An 18,404-nucleotide genomic window follows, 5' to 3' on the forward strand; every position below is an offset into this window, starting at 1 on the left:
GCGACTGGCACCGTTTATGCCAGTGCCTGCCCAGGGTGAGGTATGGACAGCGGCACGGTCCGTCTCGGCGTCGACGTCGGCGGGACCTTCACCGACGTGGTGCTCGTCGCCGACGGGGAAGTCACGACGGCGAAAGTGCCCACGACAGAATCGGACCAGAGCGAGGGCGTCCTGGCCGGCATCGCCGCGGCCTGTGAGGCGGCGGGTGTCGCCCCCGAGTGCGTCGACCAGTTCCGCCACGCGATGACCGTCTCGACGAACGCGATGCTGGAGGGGACCGGCGCGCGGACGGCGCTGGTCACCACCGAGGGGTTCCAGGACGTGCTGGCAATCGGGCGGCAGGACAGGCCGGCGCTGTACGACCTCGACGCGACGCGGCCCGACCCGCTCGTGCCCGCAGAGCGGCGCTACGAGGTGGACGAGCGGGCGACGCCAGACGGCATCGAGCGACGCGTGGACGAGGGGGAGGTAGACGACGTGGCCGCGGCCATCGCCGACAGCGAGGCCGAGAGCGTCGCCGTCTCCTTTCTGCACGCCTACGCCCACCCCGAGAACGAACGCCGCGTCGCCGAGCGCCTCCGGGAACGCCTCGACGCCCCGGTGGTCGCCTCCCACGAGACGCTGGCGGCCTTCCGGGAGTACGAGCGGACGGCGACCACCGTCGCGGACGCCTACGTCACGCCGGTCATCGACGCCTACCTCGGCCGCCTGGAGCGGGCAGCAGCGGAGCGCGACCTCCCGGCGGTCCAGGTGATGCAGTCCAACGGCGGCATCGCCGACACGGCGACCGTCAGGAACCACGGCGTGGAAACGGTACTCTCCGGGCCGGCGGCGGGCGTCGTCGGCGCGAGCCTCTTCGAAGACGATGCACACGAGGGAATCATCACCTTCGACATGGGCGGGACCTCCAGCGACGTGAGCCTCGTCCGCGACGGCGACGTCGAGGAGACGACCGACGCCGACATCGCCGGCCACCCGGTCAGGGTGCCGATGGTCGACGTCGAGACTGTCGGCGCTGGCGGTGGTTCCATCGCCCACGTCGACGCGGGCGGGGCGCTGCGGGTGGGTCCGGAATCCGCCGGCGCGGACCCGGGGCCGGCCTGCTACGGGAAAGGCGGCGACGAGCCGACGGTGACGGACGCGAACCTCGTGCTGGGCTACCTCGGCGCGGACACGGAACTCGGCGAGGGCCTCACGCTCGACGCGGAGCGGGCCAGAGCGGTCATCGAGGACCTGGCAGCGAAGGCGGGCCTCGACGGTGCAGTCGAAGCGGCCCGCGGTATCTACCGCGTGGCGAACGCACGGATGGCCAGAGCGATTCGGTCGGTGACCGTCGAGCGAGGGCACGACCCGCGGGCGTTCGGGCTGGTCGCATTCGGCGGTGCCGGGCCGATGCACGCCTGCGCGCTCGCCGACCGCCTGGACGTCGAGACCATTCGCGTGCCGCGGGCGAACGGCGTCCTCTCCGCGCTGGGCCTGCTGGCCGCAGACGAACACCACGACACGCTCCGGACGGACCAGTTCGCCCTCGCCGACGCGGACCCCGGCGCCGTGGACGAGCAGTTCGACGACCTGGCGGCGTCCGTGCTTTCTGACGCCAGCGACCCCGAAGCGGCACGCGTCGAGCGCGCGGCCGACCTCCGCTACGCCGGCCAGAGCCACGAACTCACGGTCGCGGTTCCGGACCCCTTCGACGCGGCGACCGTGGCAGAGCGATTCGAGCAGGCGCACGAACGCACCCGCGGCTACCACCTCGACGACGAACCCATCGAGGTCGTGAACCTGCGTGCGACGGCGACGATTCCGGGGAGCGAACCTGATATCACACACGAAGGAAGCGACACGGAGCCGGTCGCCCACCGTGAAGCACACTTCACCGACCGGGCTCACGAGACGACCGTCTACGACCGCGGCCGGCTCGCACCCGAAACGACCGTCGCCGGCCCGGCAATCTTCGAGGGCGGCGAGAGCACCGTCGTCGTCCCGCCGGGCTGGGAGACGACAGTCGACGGACGGGGAACGCTGGTGGTGGAGAAGGCATGAGCGACGACATCGGCCCGGTCGAACTGGAGATACTGCGCAACCAGCTGGAGAGCGTCGCCGAGGAGATGGGACAGGTGTTGATTCGGGGGGCGTACTCGCCGAACATCACCGAGCGGCGGGACTGCTCGACGGCCATCTTCGACGGCGACGGGCGGATGGTCGCACAGGCCGAGCACATCCCGGTCCACCTCGGCGCGATGCCGGAGGCCGTCGACGCGGTGCTGGCGAAGTCGCCCGACCCCGGCGACCTCTGGCTGCTCAACGACCCCTTCCAGGGCGGGACCCACCTGCCCGACGTGACGCTCGTCTCGACGATTACCCGCGAAGGCGAGATAGTCGGCTACGCCGTCTCGCGGGCACACCACGCAGACGTCGGCGGGATGGCACCCGGGAGCATGCCCGCGGGCGCACGCGAGATACAGCAGGAGGGGATTCGACTCCCGCCGATACGGCTGGCGAGCGCCGGCGACGTCGACACCGACGTCGAGGACCTCTTCCTGGCGAACGTCCGGAACCCGCGCGAGCGGCGGGCGGACCTGCGCGCGCAGGTGGCCGCCAACGAGCGCGGGGCCGAGCGCGTCGGCGACCTGCTGGCCGACCACGGCGACCGACTGCTCGACGCCTTCGACGCCGTCGTCGACTACTCCCGCGAGCGCGTCGAGACGGAACTGCGAGCCTTGCCCGACGGCGAGTACCGCGCGACGGACGTGATGGAGGGCGACGGCGTGACGGAGACCGACATCCCCATCGAGGTGACAGTGACCGTCGACGGCGGGAGGCTGGAGGTGGACTTCGCGGGGACGGCGAGCCAGGTCGCCGGCAACGTCAACGCGCCGCTGGCGGTCGCAAAGAGCGCCGTGTACTTCGTCGTCCGCTGCGTCACGGACCCCGAGATTCCGCCGAACCACGGCTGCTACGAGCCGGTGACCGTTCGCGCACCCGCGGGGAGCCTGCTCAATCCCGCGCCGCCGGCGGCGGTGGTCGGGGGCAACGTCGAGACGAGCCAGCGCGTCACCGACGTGGTCTTCGCCGCACTCGCCGAGGCGGCCCCCGAGCGCGTCCCCGCGCAGGGCCAGGGGACGATGAACAACCTCGTCGTCGGCGGCGACGGCTTCGCCTACTACGAGACCGTCGGCGGCGGCGCGGGGGCGACACAGACCAGCGACGGCCTCTCCGGCGTCCAGGTGGGGATGACGAACACGCTAAACACGCCAGTCGAGGCGCTGGAACAGGAGTACCCCCTGAGCGTCGAGCGGTACGCGCTGCGGGCAGGCAGCGGCGGCGCGGGCGCACACCGCGGCGGGGACGGCCTCGTGCGCTCGGTGACAGTGCTGACGGACGCGACAGTCTCGCTGCTGACCGAGCGGCGGCGACACGCTCCCCGGGGCATCGCCGGCGGGGCGGACGGCGCGACCGGCCGGAACCTCGTCGACGGGGAGCAGGTGGGCGCGAAGGTGACGACAGACGTACCCGCGGGGACGACGGTCACCGTCGAGACGCCGGGCGGCGGGGGCCACGGCTCGGCAGACGAGGGAGACGACGACGGCGAGTGAAAACGGGAGACGTCGGCGTCAGTCCGAAACTGCTGTCGACTGGCGTGTCGAGGTGAGAGACGCCACGACGCCGTCGTACACCCTACCGGACGTTTCCACCAGTAATCTGTGAGGTGGCGACTCTGGCCCCGGCTGCAGCGGGATAGACGATAGCGTCGACGTAGTTGAGGTGGGCGTAGTCCTCGGCACCGTCTTCCCCGATGCGAAGGAGCGTCCTGGCGTCGGGGACGATTTCCTTGGCGAGTTTGCAGACCGCGAGATTCGTGTCGGTGTCGTTCGTGAGGCCGGCGACGACGTCGGCCATCGTCGGGTTCGCCTCCTTGAAGACCTCGACGTCCGCACCGTCACCGACGATCACCCTGCTCGCGGGCGACTGCGGCAAGATGTCCTGTTTCTCCGTGTCCCTCTCGATGATAGTCACCGTGTATCCTGCGTTCGTGATGCTGGCAGCCGTCCGCCGACCGACCCGACCGCCACCGACGATAATGGCGTTCCGACTTGTTTTGACGACCATACTGAAATAGAGCCTGTAGAGACAGATAATACGACTGTTTGCCCCGAAGATTTACCAATCGTATGGATTAATAGACGAGAATCGCCACTTTGGCGAAGGCTACTTCACTGCCCTCTCTGCTGGAGTCGGATGGCGAGTCGGGACCTCACACGACGGTGGTCCCGACCTCACCGTGGTGGAGATGTCGACGCGAACCGACCGGCCGAATCGAAACGGATAACAATAATCGGAGGGTACCGTGGAGTGGGCCGAGGTAGCCTAGCCTGGCCAAGGCGGTTGCTTCGAGAGCAACTGTCCTCACGGACTCGAGAGTTCAAATCTCTCCCTCGGCGCTTCTCCAAATTTCTGGCCTTGTTGAGGCCCCCAAGTGGTGATAGGTCCCAACGGCTGTACTGAATAGAGTGCGCCAGTCGGTCACCATATCAGGCCCGTCCGCATCACCTTCTTGCGCTCGTCACGAGAAAGGCCCGCAGAACGCTTATACGGCCCGTTACCCGACGATGAGTACGATGGCTAGTTCGACTCGGGACGGTGACACCCACGATGGAGAGATCCGTCTCTGGCAAGAGGACGACTGGTGGATCGCCAGGGACGTGGAGACGGGAGTCACCACGCAGGGCGAATCCAGAGAAGCAGCTCTGGAGAACCTCGACGACGCCGTGGCACTACACGATGACGAGCGTGGTCGTGCGCCAACCGACGAGGAACTGCGTGCGGCGGGGATCGATCCAGCCGATAACACCACCGGAAACCGGGACCCACCGGACGTACTGGACTGAGAAATGGCGCGGCGGATGTTCTCCGGGCTGGAGGTCCTGAAGGTGCTGGCAAACGTAGTGGATTCGAGTGGCGACGGACGACCGGGGACCACGCGCAACGGTACTACGAACACCCGACGAACGAGGACGACCGCCGCCAGGTGACGGTACCGCTCCACGACGAACTCCGGACGGGCTCCGAGACGTCGCCGAGAGCGCCGGGGCAAACGACTTCGACGCCTTCTGTGAGTGGATCGACCGAAACGCCTGACGAACCGAGACGGAAGGGACCTGCCTGTCGCTATCGAGTCTCGATTCGAAGTCGCCGTTCTCCCCAGCGACTGGCGGAAACCCGGTGCAGTTACCGCCTCCAGCGCCTGGGGACATCCAACTCAGGGGCTCGGCTCGCCGTCCTTGACGGCCTTTGCCTGCTGTTCCAGTTCCGAGACGTCCAGTTCGGCGGCTGCGTCGATCTCGCCGAGAATCTCCTTGATGTCGTCCAGGCCGAGCATCTCGCGGGTCTCGTCGTCGAACTCCAGCCCTTCGAGGACGTGACCGTTCTCCTTGACGTCACTACCGGTCAAGTGCTTGCCGTAGCGACCCACCAGCGACGTGAGTTCCTGGGGCAGGATGAACGTCGTCGATTCGCCCTGGCCGATTTCCCCCAGCGTTTCCATCCCCTTGTCGATGATCGCTCGTTCGCCCATCGACTCGGCGGATTTCGCTCTCAGTACAGTGGAGATTGCGTCGCCCTGAGCTTCGAGAATCTGGCTCTGTTTCTCACCCTGGGCGCGGATGATGTTGGATTGCTTATCACCCTGCGCTTGCTCGATGGCACTGCGGCGTTCACCCTGCGCTTCGAGGATCGTCGCCCGGCGTCGTCGCTCGGCACCGGTTTGCTGTTCCATCGCCTGCTGAACCTCATCGGAGGGCTTGACCTCGCGGACTTCGACCGACTCGACGCGAATCCCCCATTCGTCGGTCGGCTCGTCCAGTTCCCTGCGGATGCGAGCGTTGATCGCCTGGCGCTTGTTCAGCGTGTCGTCCAGTTCCATATCACCGATGACCGCACGCAGGGTCGTCTGTGCGAGGTTCGAGACCGCGGTCTTGTAGTCGTCGACCTCGAGAAACGCCTTCTTGGCGTCCATCACGCGCAGATAGACGACGGCGTCGGCGGTCACAGGGGAGTTGTCTCGCGTGATCGCTTCCTGTCCGGGGACGTCCATCGTCTGTGTCCGCATATCGAACCTGGTCGTCTCTGAGATAAACGGCGGCACGAAGGTGATACCCGGCTCGAGCAGGCCGCGATACTTCCCGAACACGGTGTATGCCTCCTTGTCGTAGGCGTCGACTATCCGGATCGAACTCCAGACGGTGACGACAGCCAACCCGAGCACGAGCAGCCCGACAATCCCGGGAACCGAGACGAGATTCTGTAAAGGAACCGGATATAACATACAACACGTAGGGGCGCTGACTATATAAGGGGGTGATATCTTTCATGCCGGTACTGTTTGAATATCCGAGCGAGCGATCTGCAAGCACGGCTTATCCCGTACTAGTTGACCAAAGTCCGGTGCAAGATATGCGCCCTGTATCTCGCATAGCAATTTGAATATCATCAGAATCTATCAGGAACTGTAGCGGTCAGTACGCAGGCTTACTGACCGGCTGATTCATCAGAATCGGTGTGAAACCAACGATGGCTGACTGCTGACGACACCCTCTACGTTCAGCACGTTGGTTGTGTCAGCTACGAAGTGTGTCAACGGGTTTGAATTCCACCGTTCTCAGCCCCTGTACCGACGACTCGCCCACAGATAGCCGACGGCGAGACTGCCGACGGGCGCGAGCACGACGATGTAGAGGTGGGTCAACGCCGTGTACTGGCCGACGAACTCCTTGAAGACGGTCGTCCCGAGGACGAAGTAGGCGGCGTTGGCGACGCCCGTGAGGCTGAACGCGGCGAGGAGGTAGGTGTCCGCCCCGTAGCCGAGCGCGTCGTCGCGTGCGAGCGCAAGCGTGGCGACCAGCAGGAACCAGACGACGAAGCCGCCGTACGCGAGCCACGGCGAGACGCCCCCGACCGCCATTAAGATGGGATTACCATCGCTCATCGGCGGGACGAGCATGTGCTCGGCGGTCGTCACGACGTCCAGCGACCCCAGCGCGAGGCCGAGAACGGTCGTTCGACGGATCTCCGCGCGGTCGGGAACGGCCCCTCGGAGGGTGGTGACCTCGGGCACCGCGAACCGGCGACGCATAGCGGCAATGCCCAACTGGGACACTTAGGTGTTACTTAGCCGGGGTGTAAGTTCGTCCTACCGGACACGTCGAAGACCGGCGCGGGGACCACTCGGTACCCGGGAGTGTGCGAGTCGTTACCAGGGGAGGCGCGTCGTTACCAGGGCGCGCTGGAGGCGAGGGCGAAGATGAGGATGCTGATGGAGAGGACGGCGAGGACGAACACGGCGGCCAGCGCGAAGCCCATCGAGACCATGGCGTTGGCGTGGCTGGCCAGCGTCTCGGTGCGGTCGTTGCCGAAGACGGTGACCTCGGCCTGCTCGCTCGCCATGCCGGCCTCGACGGGTTCGAGGTCCGCCAGCGCGCGCCCGACCAGCGAATCGACCAGCGCGACCAGGTCGGCTTCGGGGATGCTGTCGCCGACCTGGTTCTCGGCCTCGACGGTGTTGACGATGTGGGTGTCGCTGGTCATCACCTCCACCAGGTCCACCGCGTCGATGGCGTCGACGATGCGCTCGCGCAGCCCCGGTTCCATGTTGTTGCCATCGACGAGGACGTATGCGGTGGTGTGGCCGCCGGCTTCGAAGACGGCAACGCGGATGCCCAGCGGACCGATTCCCTCGTCGGGCTCCCAGGGCGTCTCCTCGTGGGCGACGCCCAGGCGGAGGTCGTGCTGGGCCATCCCCGCCAGACGCTTTCCGAGGCGGCCAGCGCCGTGAAGCATGTCGAAAGAGCGCTCGCTGCCGGGGACGACGTGACCCAGGTCCTCGCCGTCGAGGCCGTTGTTGCAGTTGTGGGCGTCGACGAGCAACACGTCGTCGAGCCCGCTGGTGCGGGCCTCGGCGGCCGCCGAGAGGCCGACGGCGTACTCCACGTCGTCGGCGAAGGTCGGCGAGAACGTGTTGACGACGAGCGCGTCGTCGCCGAAGGCGTGGCCGGTCAGGGTGGCGTCGCCCTCGACCAGGCGGACGCCGCGGGTGGCCGTGCCGTCGTACTCGATGTGCTGGTAGGCGCGGTCGGCCGTCTCGCAGATGGTGTCGACCTCGCGCTCGGTGACGAGGTTGAAGTCGTGGCCGGCGGTGGCGTGGGGGACGAACGCCAGCCCGTCGGCCTGCTCGGCGACGCGGACGGGGAGGTTCCCGCCGCCGATTTCCCCCATCGGTCCCGGGTGTATCATCGGGAGAACGAAGCGGGCCTTCTCCGTGCCGTCGGGCCGGCGCGCGGAGAGGACCGTCACCGGGACGAGCGCCTCCTCGCCGATGTCCTCGAAGAAGGCTTCGAGTTCGCGCGAGCCCTCCGCGAGGTGGCCGATGAACCCGTGGACGAAATCCAGCACGGAGACCCCGAGACTGGAGCGCCACGGCCGGTCGATGATTTCGAGAAAGCCCCACACGGCCACGGCGTGGATGACGCAGATGACCGCGAGCAGGACGAAGTCGAACGGGAAGATGCTGTTCTGGAGTTCGACCGGGGCCTGCTCGGGGCGGGCGAATACCGTCTGGACGAGCGGGCCGCCGACCTCCAGGTAGTACAGCGTGCCGCTGTAGACGAACAGCATGACCGCCGCGGCGACGGTCTGGATGCTCGCCGGCACGACGGCCCGGAGCGGTGGCTGGCGCGAGGTGGCGACGACGACGAGCAGGCGCAAGCCGAAGATGGCCGCCAGCGCGATGAGCAGTGCGTCGAGGACGAACTGCTGGGTGAGGCCGAGACCCTCGGAGATGAGCCAGGCGGCCATCAGCAGGCCGACGACCAGCAGTTCGCAGGCGAGCGCGAGCAGGGATGCGCGGTCGCGGGTGAGCGACCCGCCCAGCGCCTGGTCGACGACGGGCGTGAGGATGCCCGCGACGACGGTCGGGATGCCGACGAAGAAGACCCCTCGCCAGGCGTCGTCCAGCGGGAACGCGGAGTCGAAGGCGAGCCACCCCGTCACCGCGGCGAGGACGACCGCCATCGCGACGCTGTTGTACCACCGGGGGGACCCGAAGATGAACCGCGAGAGCCCAGCGAGGTTTCCCTGCGTCGCTGTCATTGTTCTATGAGATGGCGGAACGCTGTTAAATCTACTTCTCTGCGCGCGGAGAATACCCGACAGCGGCGGGATTACTGACAGCGAGCCAGGAAGTTCTCGAAGACTTCCTCGCCGCGTTCGGTGTGGGCCACCTCGGGGTGCCACTGGACGCCGTAGAGGTCGCGGTCGACATCGCTCATCGCCTCGACGTCGCAGACGTCGCTTCTCGCGGTGCGGGTGAAGCCCGACGGAACCTCCTTGACCTCGTCGGCGTGGCTGGCCCAGACGCGGGTCTCGGGGGCGAGCGAGCCGACCAGCGGGTCCTCGGGCTCGGTAATCTCGACGGTCACATCGGCGTAGCCGCCGTAGTCGCCGGGGCCGACCCGACCGTCGAGTGCGTCGGCGATTATCTGCATGCCCAGACAGATGCCGAAAATCGGGATGTCCAGGTCGAGGTAGTCGGGGCAGTTACCGATGCGGTCGATGTCGGGCCCGCCGGAGAGGACGAGGCCGTCGGCCTCGATGTCCGCCGGTGGCGTGTCGTTGTCGATGGTCTCGACGTCCACGCCCATGTCCCGGAGCGCGCGGTGTTCCAGGTGGGTGAACTGGCCGTGGTTGTCCACGACGTCGATGCGGGTCATTGGAGACGGGTACGCGCGGGGGGTGTTTAGGTGCCGCGACTTGGCACTGTCGCGCCAGTCACTCGGCCAGTGACAGTTCCACGCAGAAGACGGCTCCCGTCGGGTCGTTGTCTTCGACCCAGACGTCGCCGCCGTAGGTGTCGACCAGCGTCCGGACGAGGTGGAGGCCGATGCCGGTCCCCTTGCTGTCCAGCCCCTTCTCGCCCTTGCCGAAGATGTCCTCCTTGCGCTCGTCGGGGACGCCGGGGCCGTTGTCGGCGATGCGGACGGTCACCGTGTCGGCCTTCACCTCTCCGGAGACGGTGACCTCGGGGACGCCCTCGTTGTGCTGGACGGCGTTTTTCAGGAGGTTACGGAAGACGGAATCGAGCATGTGGTCGGCCTCGACCACGACGCGTGGCGCGGCCTCGACGCTGACGTCGGCCGCCGGGTAGGCACTGCGGAGGTCCTCGACTTCCGCCTCCAGAACCGCGCCGAGTGCGACCGATTCGAGGTCCGGGTCGGCCTGGAGCATCACCTCCGCCATGTCGCGGGCCGTCTCGGTCAGGTCGACCGCGTTCTCGGCGCGGTCGACGAGTTTGTCGAGGTACTCACGGTCCGCGTCGTCTAGCGACTCACCCAGCAATTCGGTGTACGAGAGGACGAGTTGCAGGTCGTTGCGGATGTCGTGGCGGACCACCTCGTTGAGGAGGTCGAGGTTGTCCCGCTGCTCCTGGAGCTGTCGCTCCATCTCCTTGCGCTCGGTAATGTCGTGGTTGACGGCGACGAACCGCTGTGGCCGCCCCTCGTCGTCGACGATGGGGGCGATGGTCTGGTTGACGACGAACCGCTCGCCGTCCTTGCGTTCGTTGACGAGTTCCGCGTGCCAGACCTCCCCGTCGAGGATAGTCCGCCACAGCCTGGCGTACAGTTCGTCCTCGTGGAAGCCGGATTTCAGGATCCGCGGGTTCGCGCCCAGCGCCTCCTCGCGCGTGTACCCGGTAATCTCCTCGAACGCCGGGTTGACGTACTCTATCGTGCCGTCGGTGTCCGTGATGACGATGGAGTGGCCGGCGTGTTCGACGGCCTTCTTGAACCCGCTGAGTTCCCGCTCGCGTTCGAGCCGTTCGAGTGCCGCCGTGGCGTTGGCACAGACCATCTCGACGAGCTGGCGGGTTCCCTCGTCGAAGGCGGCGGGGTCGGGCGACGCGACCAGTACGACGCCCTCGTCGTCCAGCGGAATGATAAACTCGCTGTCGAAGGGAGTGTCCGGGTTGTGGGTCGGCTCCGTCGAGAGGTCCGCGAACAGGTGGGGCTCGCCGGCCCGGAAGACGTCCCAGGCCAGGCTCCCCTCGCCCAGCGCCGGCGGTTCGTCGATGGCAGCCTCGACCGAATCGGTCCACTCAACCGGGACGAGCGCCCCGGCGTCCGCGTCGTGGAGGTGGACGCCGACCTGCGAGAGCCCGACCAGTTCCGAGATGGTGTCGGTCACGATGGCCGCGATGTCGGCGACCGACCCGGCCCGGATGAGGTCGTGCGTCGCCTCGAAGAGCGCCTGCCGCTGGCGGTCGCGCCCCGTGGCGTTTCCCTTCATGGCGACGCCGGCCCACCGCCCGTCGACCGACCGGCCGTGCGGCCCGACTGGCGCTGATACTGGCCGTCCGACACGGGGCGAGACGGAGGCCCCGGCGACTCGTCGCTGCTCATTGGCTGAGGCTATCGTCCCGCCCTGAAAAAGCATACCGTTTATTCGACCGCTGTCTCGTAGCGATCTGCGCGAGCGCGGCCGTCTCAGTACGGCGCGACGTGGCCGTCCTTGCGCGGTTCGGTCGCGGCCGACAGCGTGCCGTCGTCCCAGCGGGCTATCTGTGCGCCGCCGAACTGGCTCGGCGGTTCGACGCGCACGTCGTGACCGCGGCGGGCGAGTTTCGACGCGACGCCGTCGGGCAGACGCTCCTCGATTGCGAGCGTGCCGTCCTCGCGGTAGCGCCAGCGCGGCGCGTCCAGCGCGGCCTGCAGCGGCATGTCGTAGTCGACGAGGTTGGCGAGCACCTGGAGGTGCCCCTGCGGTTGCATGTACCCGCCCATGACGCCGAAGGCGGCCCAGTCCTCGTCGCCGAAGCGGGCCAGGCCGGGCACGAGCGTGTGGAACGGGCGCTTGCCGGGTTCCAGGCGGTTCGGGTGGTCGGCGTCGAGCGTGAACGACGCGCCGCGGTTCTGTAGTGCGATGCCGGTGTCGCCGGCGACGACGCCGCTCCCGAAGCCCATGAACCGGGAGTTGATGAACGAGACGACGTTGCCCGCGCTGTCGGCGACGGTCAACAGGACGGTGTCGGCGTCCTCGCCGACCGGTCCGGGCGTGCCCACCTCGACATCGGTCAGCGGCTCGTCGCCGATGGCCGCCGCGCGCTCGCGGGCGTAGGACTTCTCGTGCAGCGCCTGCACTGGTTCGTACTCGGGGTCCGTGATGTGGTAGTGGCCGTCGGTGAAGGCCACCTTCATCGCCTCGGCGAAGGCGTGGACGCGCTCGGGACTGTCGTAGGGGTGGTCGCCAGCGCCGATCTCCTCGGCGACGTTGAGGGCTTCGAGCGCAATCTGACCCTGGTTGTTCGGCCCGAGTTCGAACACCTCGACGCCGTCGTAGGTGGTCGACAGCGGGTCGGGCCACTCCACCTCGAAGTCGGCCAGGTCGTCGACAGTCATGAATCCGCCCTTGTCCTGAATCTCGTCGGCGATTGCCTCGGCGACGTAGCCCTCGTAGACCACGTCCGCGCCCTCCTCGGCGATGGTTTCCATCGTCGCGCCGAGTTCGGGCAGGCGGACCGTCTGCCCGACGCCCGGGGACGCGCCGTCGAAGAGGAAGGCTTCGCGTGCGTGGGCGTCGGTGAACAACTCCTCGCCGTGTTCCCACTGGGCGGCGACCACCTCGGTGACGGGGTAGCCCTCGGTCGCGTAGCGCATGGCCGGCCCGAGCGCGTCGGCGAGCGTCAGGCGGCCGAGTTCCTGCACGGTCGCCTCCCACCCGCGGGCGGTGCCGGGCACGGTGACGGCGTGGGGGCCGAACTCGGGCATCGACACCTCGGCGGGGTCGGTATCCTCCTCGTCGGCGACGGCGTCGCGGACGCGCTCGCGGGTCGCGCCCTCGGGAGCGCCGCCGGACGCGCGCATCGCACCCACGTCGCCGTCGGCGGTCCGGTAGCAGGCGAAGACGTCGCCGCCGAGGCCGGTGCTGGTGGGTTCGACGACGTTCAACGCGGCGGCGGTGGCGACGGCGGCGTCGAAGGCGTTGCCGCCCGCCCTCAGCAGTTCCCGGCCCGCCGCGGCGGCGAGTGGCTGGCTCGTGGCGACGACGCCCTCGGGCGCGTAGACGGTGGGTCGGCGCGACGCGAAGCGGTCGAGGTCGGGGTCCATGACACCGCGTTCGGACGCCCACCGAAAACCTCTGTCGACAGGGGTCGCCACTGTGCGAACCGGCCGCACACCCGGGACGAAATCTAGAACGACTCCGAACTGATTTCGGCCGAACTCTGAAAAATGGCTATTTATTGATGGTTCTACCGGGCGGGTGGAGGCGCAGTCCTCCAGAGAACACATGACAGGAACGAACCCAACGAGACGTGAGGTCCTCCGTGCGAGTGCAGCAATCGGCGCGGTCGGTCTCGGCGCGACCGGGACGGCCGTCGCCGCGCCCGGCAAGGGCGACGAGCAGGGCAACGGCAAGATCTTCGGCCGCGTCTGGGCCAACGACGTTCTCTACCGGACGAACGTCGTGAAGGTGCTCGACGACGAACCGCAGGCCAGCGACGTCATCTACTTCGTCAACGACGGGACGACGGCGTCGCTGCCGCCCAACGGCGGCGTCAACGGCGGCGGGTCGCCGTTCGTCTCCGAGTCGGCACCGGGCGACCGGGACTGGAACGGCGGGCAGTGGGTCCACTACAGCGCCCAGCTCGCCGACGGCGTCACGCTCTCGGAGCCGCTGACGTCCGAATCTGACGTTCTCGCCGCCGAAGAAGCCGGGCAACTCACAATCAGCAAGGGCCGCCCGGACATCGCAGGCGCGCCGCCGAACTTCTTCGTCTGCCCGCTGAACGGCCGGGCGTAGCAGGGCCGCTCGACGGGAAACGGTCCCCTCACTCGCGGTCGAACCGCTCGGCCGCCGACTCGAAGCCCAGTTCCGACTGTTCCTCGGCCCGGCGGGACTCCCGCTCGGCGACCGCCTCCGGGTCGGGGTTCACGTCGTCGTCGACCCGCGCCCACGACCCGTGGACCTTGGCGTGACACCACCGACAGAGGTAGACGGTAATCTCGTGGGTCGGGTCGCCCTCCCCTTCGGACGAGGCGTCGGCGTAGGAGAGGTGGTGTTCCTCCAGCAGCGGCCGGGCGTCGTCGTGGGCCATCCGCACCTCTTCGAGGCCACAGCGGATGCACGCCCGGTCGCGGTTGCGACACCGGAAGTGCGGGCAGTCGGCCCACTCCCAGGGCCCCGTCGGCCCCTCCTCCTCCGGTGGCCCGGCGACCGGACACTGGAACTCCTCGCGACTGCGGGCGTCCGCGAACTCGGGGTCGCGCTCGCCGTGTTCGACCGCGAAGCGGCACTTGCCCCCGTCGGTGAGGTGGTCACAGCGGTCGACGTGAGCGTAGGGGTCGTCGACGCCGACGGCGGTGCCCGCGTCGGTCTTCTCCATGTCACTCCGGTGGAGCCCCGCACCCTTCAGTCCGACGCCCCGACGGGTCGTGGACCGAGAGAGTCGACGAGCGTCCCCGAGAGAGCCCCCACCGGGAGTGGAATTTCTCATTTGATAATTGCACGCATAGCTTTTTAATCCGATTAGAGAATGTCTGGAGTATGACCACTTCGGCAGGAGGCCGATTGAGACAGCGGTACGAGGACCTCCTCTGGTCGACGATGGAGGCCCTCGGGGTCACGGAGTCCATCGAGCGGAAGGTGCTCGTGGCAATCGGGCTCCAGTTCGCCGTCTCTGTTGCACAGCTCGTGTTGCCCTTTCTCGTCTCGGGCGTCGTCTGGTACGCGCTGGCCGGCGCGCTCTTTCTCGCGGCCGCCGCTGCGTTCGTCAACACGATACTCATCATCCGGCGGGACTTCGTCGAGCCGATTCAGGGACTCGAAGCCCGGGCGAGCGACATCGCGGCCGGGGAACTCGACGGCGACGTCCACCGGACCGACCAGCCCGACGAAATCGGGAGCCTGACCAACGCCTTCGCCGACATGCACGGCTACCTCCAGACGGTCTCCGAGCAGGCCGCGGCGCTGGCCCGGCAGGACTTCGACGACCCCGTCCTCGACGAGGACGTCCCCGGCTCCTTCGGCGACTCGCTGCGGACGATGGCCGAGAGCCTGCGGGACTACACGGAGGAACTGGAGACGATGACCGACGAACTGGAGGCCCGCTCCGAACGGCTGCAGGCGCTGGTCACCGAGTTCGGTGCGGCCGCCGAGCGCGCCAAGCGGGGCGACCTCACCGCGACCATCGACGCGGACGTGGTCGAGGCGGACGACGAGACCTACCGCGAGGTCGTCGAGAACTACAACGAACTCGTCCGGACGCTCGGGGACACCGTCGGCGAGGTCCAGACCTTCGCCGCCGACGTCGACGGGGCCAGCGACGAGGTGGCCGCGAGCATGACCGAGGTCGACGACGCCAGCGACGAGGTGGCCCGCTCGGTCCAGGAGATATCCGACGGCGCTGACGAGCAGACCGGGCAGTTGCAGACCGTCGCCGACGAGATGAAGAGCCTCTCGGCGACCGTCGAGGAGATAGCCGCCTCCGCCGACGAGATGGCGGGGACCGCCGACGAGGCCGCCGAGCGCGGCCGGTCGGGGCAGGAGCGTGCCAACGACGCCATCGACGAACTGGACGAACTGGAGGCCAGCATCGGCGAGACGGCCGCGGCCGTCGAGGACCTCGTCGCCCAGATTGGCGAGATAGACGAGATCATCTCCTTCATCAACGACATCGCCGAGCAGACCAACATGCTGGCGCTGAACGCCTCCATCGAGGCCGCCCGCGCGGACGGCTCCGGCGACGGGTTCGCGGTCGTCGCGGACGAAATCAAGGGGCTCGCGGAGGAGACCCGCGAGTCCGCGGAGGAGATATCCGGCCGCATCGGCGAGATACAGGCCGAGGCGGGCGAGACCGTCGACGACGTCCAGCGGATGAACGAGCAGGTCTCCGACAGCGTCGACACCGTCGAGGCGGCACTGGCTGACTTCGAGGACATCGTCGGCGTCATCGAGGAGATAAACGGCACCGTCCAGGAGATAAGCGACGCGACCGACGAGCAGGCCGCGACCGCACAGGACGTCGTCGGGATGGTCGACGAGGTGGCGAGCATCGGCGAGCAGACCGCCTCCGAGGCGGAGACGGTCGCTGCGGCCGCCCAGGAACAGACGGCGACCATCTCCGAGGTGACCACCAGCGTCCAGTCGCTGTCCAGCGGGGCCGACGACCTCAAGTCGCGGCTCGCCGACTTCACGGTCGCCGAGGCTGACGCCGGGATCGGCGGGGCCGACGGGGTGTCGGCCCAGCAGGTGCCACAGCCACAGGACTGACCGGACGCTTTTTCACCCGACCGGGAGAGGACCAGCGTATGCGCGTCGTCCACGAGACAGACGAGGTCATCGGGAGCGACGAGGGGCCGGAGCGGCGCGTCCTCGCGACGGACGTGGAGGTGGCCGACTCGACGCTCTCGCAGGCGAAGGGGCTGATGTTCCGAAGCGAGGTCCCCGACGGCTACGCGCTCGTGCTGGACGTCGGCTCCGGCGGCGGCCTGTGGCCGTTCTCGGAGGGGCCGCCCCGGCAGTTCGTCCACATGCTGTTCATGCGCGTGCCCATCGACGTGCTCTGGCTGGACGGCGAGCGGGTCGTCGAGACCGCCAGCCTGTCACCGTGGACGGGGATGGGGATGGCCAGGGCCGACCGCATCGTCGAGCTGCCCGCCGGCGCGACCGACGGGATAACCGTCGGCGACACGGTCCGCGTCGAGGGCCTAGACGACGGGTAGGCGAGCCGGGACCAAACCGGCAAAAGGCAAGTTTATAACGCTGCACGACAGGAGGAGTGAGTAGGGTCAACATGACCAGTGATCGATTTATTCGGGGGCCACCCCGAAACAACCCCACTCTCTGAACTCGGCGACGTACAGTTCCTCGATACGACGCTCCGCGATGGCGAACAAGCCCCGGGTGTGTCGCTCACGCCCGACGAGAAGGCCCGCATCGCGCGCGGCCTCGACAGGGCGGCCATCGACGTCATCGAGGCGGGCAGCGCCTGCACCGGACCGGGCGAGCGCGAGACCATCAGCCGGGTGACCGACCTGGACCTGGACGCGACGGTCACGAGCTTCTGCCGTGGCATCAAAAACGACATCGACCTCGCGATGGACTGCGACGTGGACGGTATCAACCTCGTCGTCCCCGCGAGCGACAGGCACATCACCCAGAAAGTCGGCACCAGTCACGAGGCGAACGTCCAGACGACGGCCGAACTCGTCGAGTACGCCAAGGACCACGACCTCTGGGTCGAGGTCATCGGCGAGGACGGCTCACGCGCGGACGTCGACTACCTCGAAGACCTGATGGCCGCCTCGCTGGACGCCGGCGCGGACCGGGTCTGCTACGCCGACACCGTCGGCCACGCGACGCCGGACCGGACGCTTGAAATCGTCTCCCGGCTGACGGACCTCGGGCCGACCAGCACCCATACCCACGACGACCTGGGGCTGGCGGTGACCAACGCCTTAGTCTCCGTCGCGGCCGGCGCGGACCTCGTCCACGGCACCATCAACGGCATCGGCGAGCGCGCCGGCAACGTCGCGCTGGAGGAGGTCGCAATCGCGCTCGACCACGGCTACGGCATCGAGGCGATGGACCTCACGGAGGTTCACGACCTCGCCCAGCTCGTCGCCAAGCTCACCGGCATCCCGCTCGCACCGAACAAGGCCGTCGTGGGCCAGAACGCCTTCACCCACGAGTCCGGCATCCACACCGACGGGACGCTCAAGGACGACGCCATGTACGAGCCGTACCCGCCGGAGAAGGTGGGCCGCGAGCGCCGCCTCGCACTCGGCAAGCACGCCGGCCGCGCCGGCATCAAGGCCGCGCTCGACGAGCACGGCTTCGACCTCTCCGGCGACGACATCGACACGGTGGTCAGTCGGGTCAAGGAAATCGGCGACCGCGGCAAGCGCGTCACCGACGCCGACCTGCTGACCATCGCCGAGGAGGTCGAGGGCCGCGACCGCGAGCGCCGGGTCGAACTGCTCGACCTCACCGCCGTCAGCGGCGTCACGCCGCCGACCGCGAGCGTCCGCCTCGAAGTCGAAGGCGAGGAGCGGGAGAACGCCGCCACCGGCTCCGGGCCGGTCGACGCGGCGATGAACGCCGCCGAGGAGGCGCTGTCGCACTCGGCCGATGCCTCCCTCGAATCCTACCACGTCGACGCCATCACCGGCGGCACCGACGCCGTCGTCACCGTCGAGATAGAGATGTCCCGCGGCGACGACGCGGTGACCGTCACCGCGAGCGATTCGGACATCACCCGCGCCTCCGTGTCGGCGATGGTCGACGCGATGGACCGGCTGGTCGCCGCCGACGACGACCAGCTGGTTGCCGACGACTGAGCGCCGGTTTCATCCATT

15 protein-coding genes, 1 tRNA gene and 1 pseudogene are annotated in these 18,404 nt (G+C 68.1%); 9 read left to right on the forward strand and 8 right to left on the reverse strand.

Translation table 11 applies throughout. From position 1 onward, the window contains the following. The first annotated feature begins 42 nt into the window (after positions 1-42). A complete protein-coding gene (locus WDJ57_RS08315; protein ID WP_338905490.1) occupies positions 43-2,043 on the forward strand; it encodes a hydantoinase/oxoprolinase family protein in 2,001 nt (666 codons plus the stop codon). After that, positions 2,040-3,596, forward strand: a complete 1,557-nt coding sequence (locus tag WDJ57_RS08320) for a hydantoinase B/oxoprolinase family protein (RefSeq protein ID WP_338905491.1) — start codon at positions 2,040-2,042, stop codon at positions 3,594-3,596. The genes WDJ57_RS08315 and WDJ57_RS08320 overlap by 4 nt, the downstream gene beginning before the upstream one ends. 82 nt (positions 3,597-3,678) lie before the next feature. Here the strand turns inward: WDJ57_RS08320 and WDJ57_RS08325 are convergent, their stop codons facing one another. After that, a complete protein-coding gene (locus tag WDJ57_RS08325) occupies positions 3,679-4,110 on the reverse strand; it encodes an NAD-binding protein (RefSeq protein WP_338905493.1) in 432 nt (143 codons plus the stop codon). Positions 4,111-4,357: 247 nt separating this feature from the next. Between WDJ57_RS08325 and WDJ57_RS08330 the strand changes: the two genes are divergently transcribed. The 3 genes and pseudogenes from WDJ57_RS08330 (at position 4,358) to WDJ57_RS21595 (ending at position 5,139) form a co-directional block, all read left to right on the forward strand. Then, positions 4,358-4,442 (forward strand) — tRNA-Ser (locus WDJ57_RS08330). A 177-nt stretch (positions 4,443-4,619) separates the two neighbouring features. Next, positions 4,620-4,889, forward strand: coding sequence for a type II toxin-antitoxin system HicB family antitoxin (locus WDJ57_RS08335; RefSeq protein WP_338905494.1), 270 nt, complete (start codon positions 4,620-4,622; stop codon positions 4,887-4,889). 3 nt (positions 4,890-4,892) lie between these two features. Further along, positions 4,893-5,139, forward strand: a pseudogene (locus tag WDJ57_RS21595) (type II toxin-antitoxin system HicA family toxin). Between the two features lie 121 nt (positions 5,140-5,260). Here WDJ57_RS21595 and WDJ57_RS08340 read toward each other — a convergent pair. From WDJ57_RS08340 to WDJ57_RS08365, 6 genes are all read right to left on the reverse strand, one after another. Further along, positions 5,261-6,325, reverse strand: a complete 1,065-nt coding sequence (locus WDJ57_RS08340) for an SPFH domain-containing protein (RefSeq protein ID WP_338905496.1) — start codon at positions 6,323-6,325, stop codon at positions 5,261-5,263. A gap of 333 nt (positions 6,326-6,658) precedes the next feature. Then, positions 6,659-7,132: a hypothetical protein gene (locus WDJ57_RS08345; protein WP_338905497.1), complete on the reverse strand. Its 474-nt coding sequence runs from the start codon at positions 7,130-7,132 to the stop codon at positions 6,659-6,661. A gap of 137 nt (positions 7,133-7,269) precedes the next feature. Then, the gene (locus WDJ57_RS08350) at positions 7,270-9,144 is read right to left on the reverse strand and encodes a DUF2070 family protein (protein ID WP_338905498.1); all 1,875 of its coding nucleotides are present in this window, start codon (positions 9,142-9,144) and stop codon (positions 7,270-7,272) included. A 71-nt stretch (positions 9,145-9,215) separates the two neighbouring features. Beyond that, positions 9,216-9,764, reverse strand: a complete 549-nt coding sequence (locus WDJ57_RS08355) for a GMP synthase subunit A (protein ID WP_338905500.1) — start codon at positions 9,762-9,764, stop codon at positions 9,216-9,218. A gap of 58 nt (positions 9,765-9,822) precedes the next feature. After that, positions 9,823-11,337 (reverse strand): PAS domain S-box protein, encoded by a 1,515-nt coding sequence (locus WDJ57_RS08360; protein WP_338905502.1) that lies wholly within the window; start codon positions 11,335-11,337, stop codon positions 9,823-9,825. 197 nt (positions 11,338-11,534) lie between these two features. Further along, the gene (locus WDJ57_RS08365; RefSeq protein WP_338905504.1) at positions 11,535-13,154 is read right to left on the reverse strand and encodes a gamma-glutamyltransferase family protein; all 1,620 of its coding nucleotides are present in this window, start codon (positions 13,152-13,154) and stop codon (positions 11,535-11,537) included. Positions 13,155-13,335: 181 nt separating this feature from the next. On the opposite strand from WDJ57_RS08365, the gene WDJ57_RS08370 reads away from it, so the two are divergent. Further along, complete coding sequence (locus WDJ57_RS08370) at positions 13,336-13,848, forward strand: hypothetical protein (protein ID WP_338905506.1); 513 nt, start codon at positions 13,336-13,338, stop codon at positions 13,846-13,848. A 28-nt stretch (positions 13,849-13,876) separates the two neighbouring features. Here WDJ57_RS08370 and WDJ57_RS08375 read toward each other — a convergent pair whose 3' ends face one another. Further along, positions 13,877-14,431, reverse strand: a complete 555-nt coding sequence (locus tag WDJ57_RS08375) for a DUF7097 family protein (protein ID WP_338905507.1) — start codon at positions 14,429-14,431, stop codon at positions 13,877-13,879. A 221-nt stretch (positions 14,432-14,652) separates the two neighbouring features. Here WDJ57_RS08375 and WDJ57_RS08380 point away from each other — a divergent pair, with 221 nt between their 5' ends. The 3 genes from WDJ57_RS08380 (at position 14,653) to WDJ57_RS08390 (ending at position 18,386) form a co-directional block, all read left to right on the forward strand. Beyond that, positions 14,653-16,317, forward strand: a complete 1,665-nt coding sequence (locus WDJ57_RS08380) for a methyl-accepting chemotaxis protein (RefSeq protein WP_380629431.1) — start codon at positions 14,653-14,655, stop codon at positions 16,315-16,317. 38 nt (positions 16,318-16,355) lie between these two features. Then, on the forward strand, positions 16,356-16,769 hold the full coding sequence (locus WDJ57_RS08385; protein ID WP_338905510.1) for a DUF192 domain-containing protein: 414 nt from the start codon (positions 16,356-16,358) through the stop codon (positions 16,767-16,769). Between the two features lie 78 nt (positions 16,770-16,847). Beyond that, positions 16,848-18,386 carry a (R)-citramalate synthase gene (locus WDJ57_RS08390; protein ID WP_338905511.1) on the forward strand — a complete coding sequence of 513 codons (1,539 nt, stop codon included), beginning with the start codon at positions 16,848-16,850 and terminating at the stop codon, positions 18,384-18,386. Positions 18,387-18,404 lie beyond the last annotated feature (18 nt).

The organism is Salinibaculum sp. SYNS191 (assembly GCF_037338445.1).
GTDB classification, from domain to species: Archaea; Halobacteriota; Halobacteria; order Halobacteriales; family Haloarculaceae; genus Salinibaculum; species Salinibaculum marinum.

Excerpts from the sequence above, each read along its gene's own strand:
- WDJ57_RS08380 (WP_380629431.1), top strand. The coding sequence starts at position 14,653 with ATGGAGGCCCTCGGGGTCACGGAGTCCATCGAGCGGAAGGTGCTCGTG.
- WDJ57_RS08335 (WP_338905494.1), top strand. The coding sequence starts at position 4,620 with ATGGCTAGTTCGACTCGGGACGGTGACACCCACGATGGAGAGATCCGT.
- WDJ57_RS08315 (WP_338905490.1), top strand. The coding sequence starts at position 43 with ATGGACAGCGGCACGGTCCGTCTCGGCGTCGACGTCGGCGGGACCTTC.
- WDJ57_RS08350 (WP_338905498.1), bottom strand. The coding sequence starts at position 9,144 with ATGACAGCGACGCAGGGAAACCTCGCTGGGCTCTCGCGGTTCATCTTC.
- WDJ57_RS08375 (WP_338905507.1), bottom strand. The coding sequence starts at position 14,431 with ATGGAGAAGACCGACGCGGGCACCGCCGTCGGCGTCGACGACCCCTAC.
- WDJ57_RS08320 (WP_338905491.1), top strand. The coding sequence starts at position 2,040 with ATGAGCGACGACATCGGCCCGGTCGAACTGGAGATACTGCGCAACCAG.
- WDJ57_RS08370 (WP_338905506.1), top strand. The coding sequence starts at position 13,336 with ATGACAGGAACGAACCCAACGAGACGTGAGGTCCTCCGTGCGAGTGCA.
- WDJ57_RS08365 (WP_338905504.1), bottom strand. The coding sequence starts at position 13,154 with ATGGACCCCGACCTCGACCGCTTCGCGTCGCGCCGACCCACCGTCTAC.
- WDJ57_RS08345 (WP_338905497.1), bottom strand. The coding sequence starts at position 7,132 with ATGCGTCGCCGGTTCGCGGTGCCCGAGGTCACCACCCTCCGAGGGGCC.
- WDJ57_RS08385 (WP_338905510.1), top strand. The coding sequence starts at position 16,356 with ATGCGCGTCGTCCACGAGACAGACGAGGTCATCGGGAGCGACGAGGGG.
- WDJ57_RS08360 (WP_338905502.1), bottom strand. The coding sequence starts at position 11,337 with ATGAAGGGAAACGCCACGGGGCGCGACCGCCAGCGGCAGGCGCTCTTC.
- WDJ57_RS08325 (WP_338905493.1), bottom strand. The coding sequence starts at position 4,110 with ATGGTCGTCAAAACAAGTCGGAACGCCATTATCGTCGGTGGCGGTCGG.
- WDJ57_RS08355 (WP_338905500.1), bottom strand. The coding sequence starts at position 9,764 with ATGACCCGCATCGACGTCGTGGACAACCACGGCCAGTTCACCCACCTG.
- WDJ57_RS08340 (WP_338905496.1), bottom strand. The coding sequence starts at position 6,325 with ATGTTATATCCGGTTCCTTTACAGAATCTCGTCTCGGTTCCCGGGATT.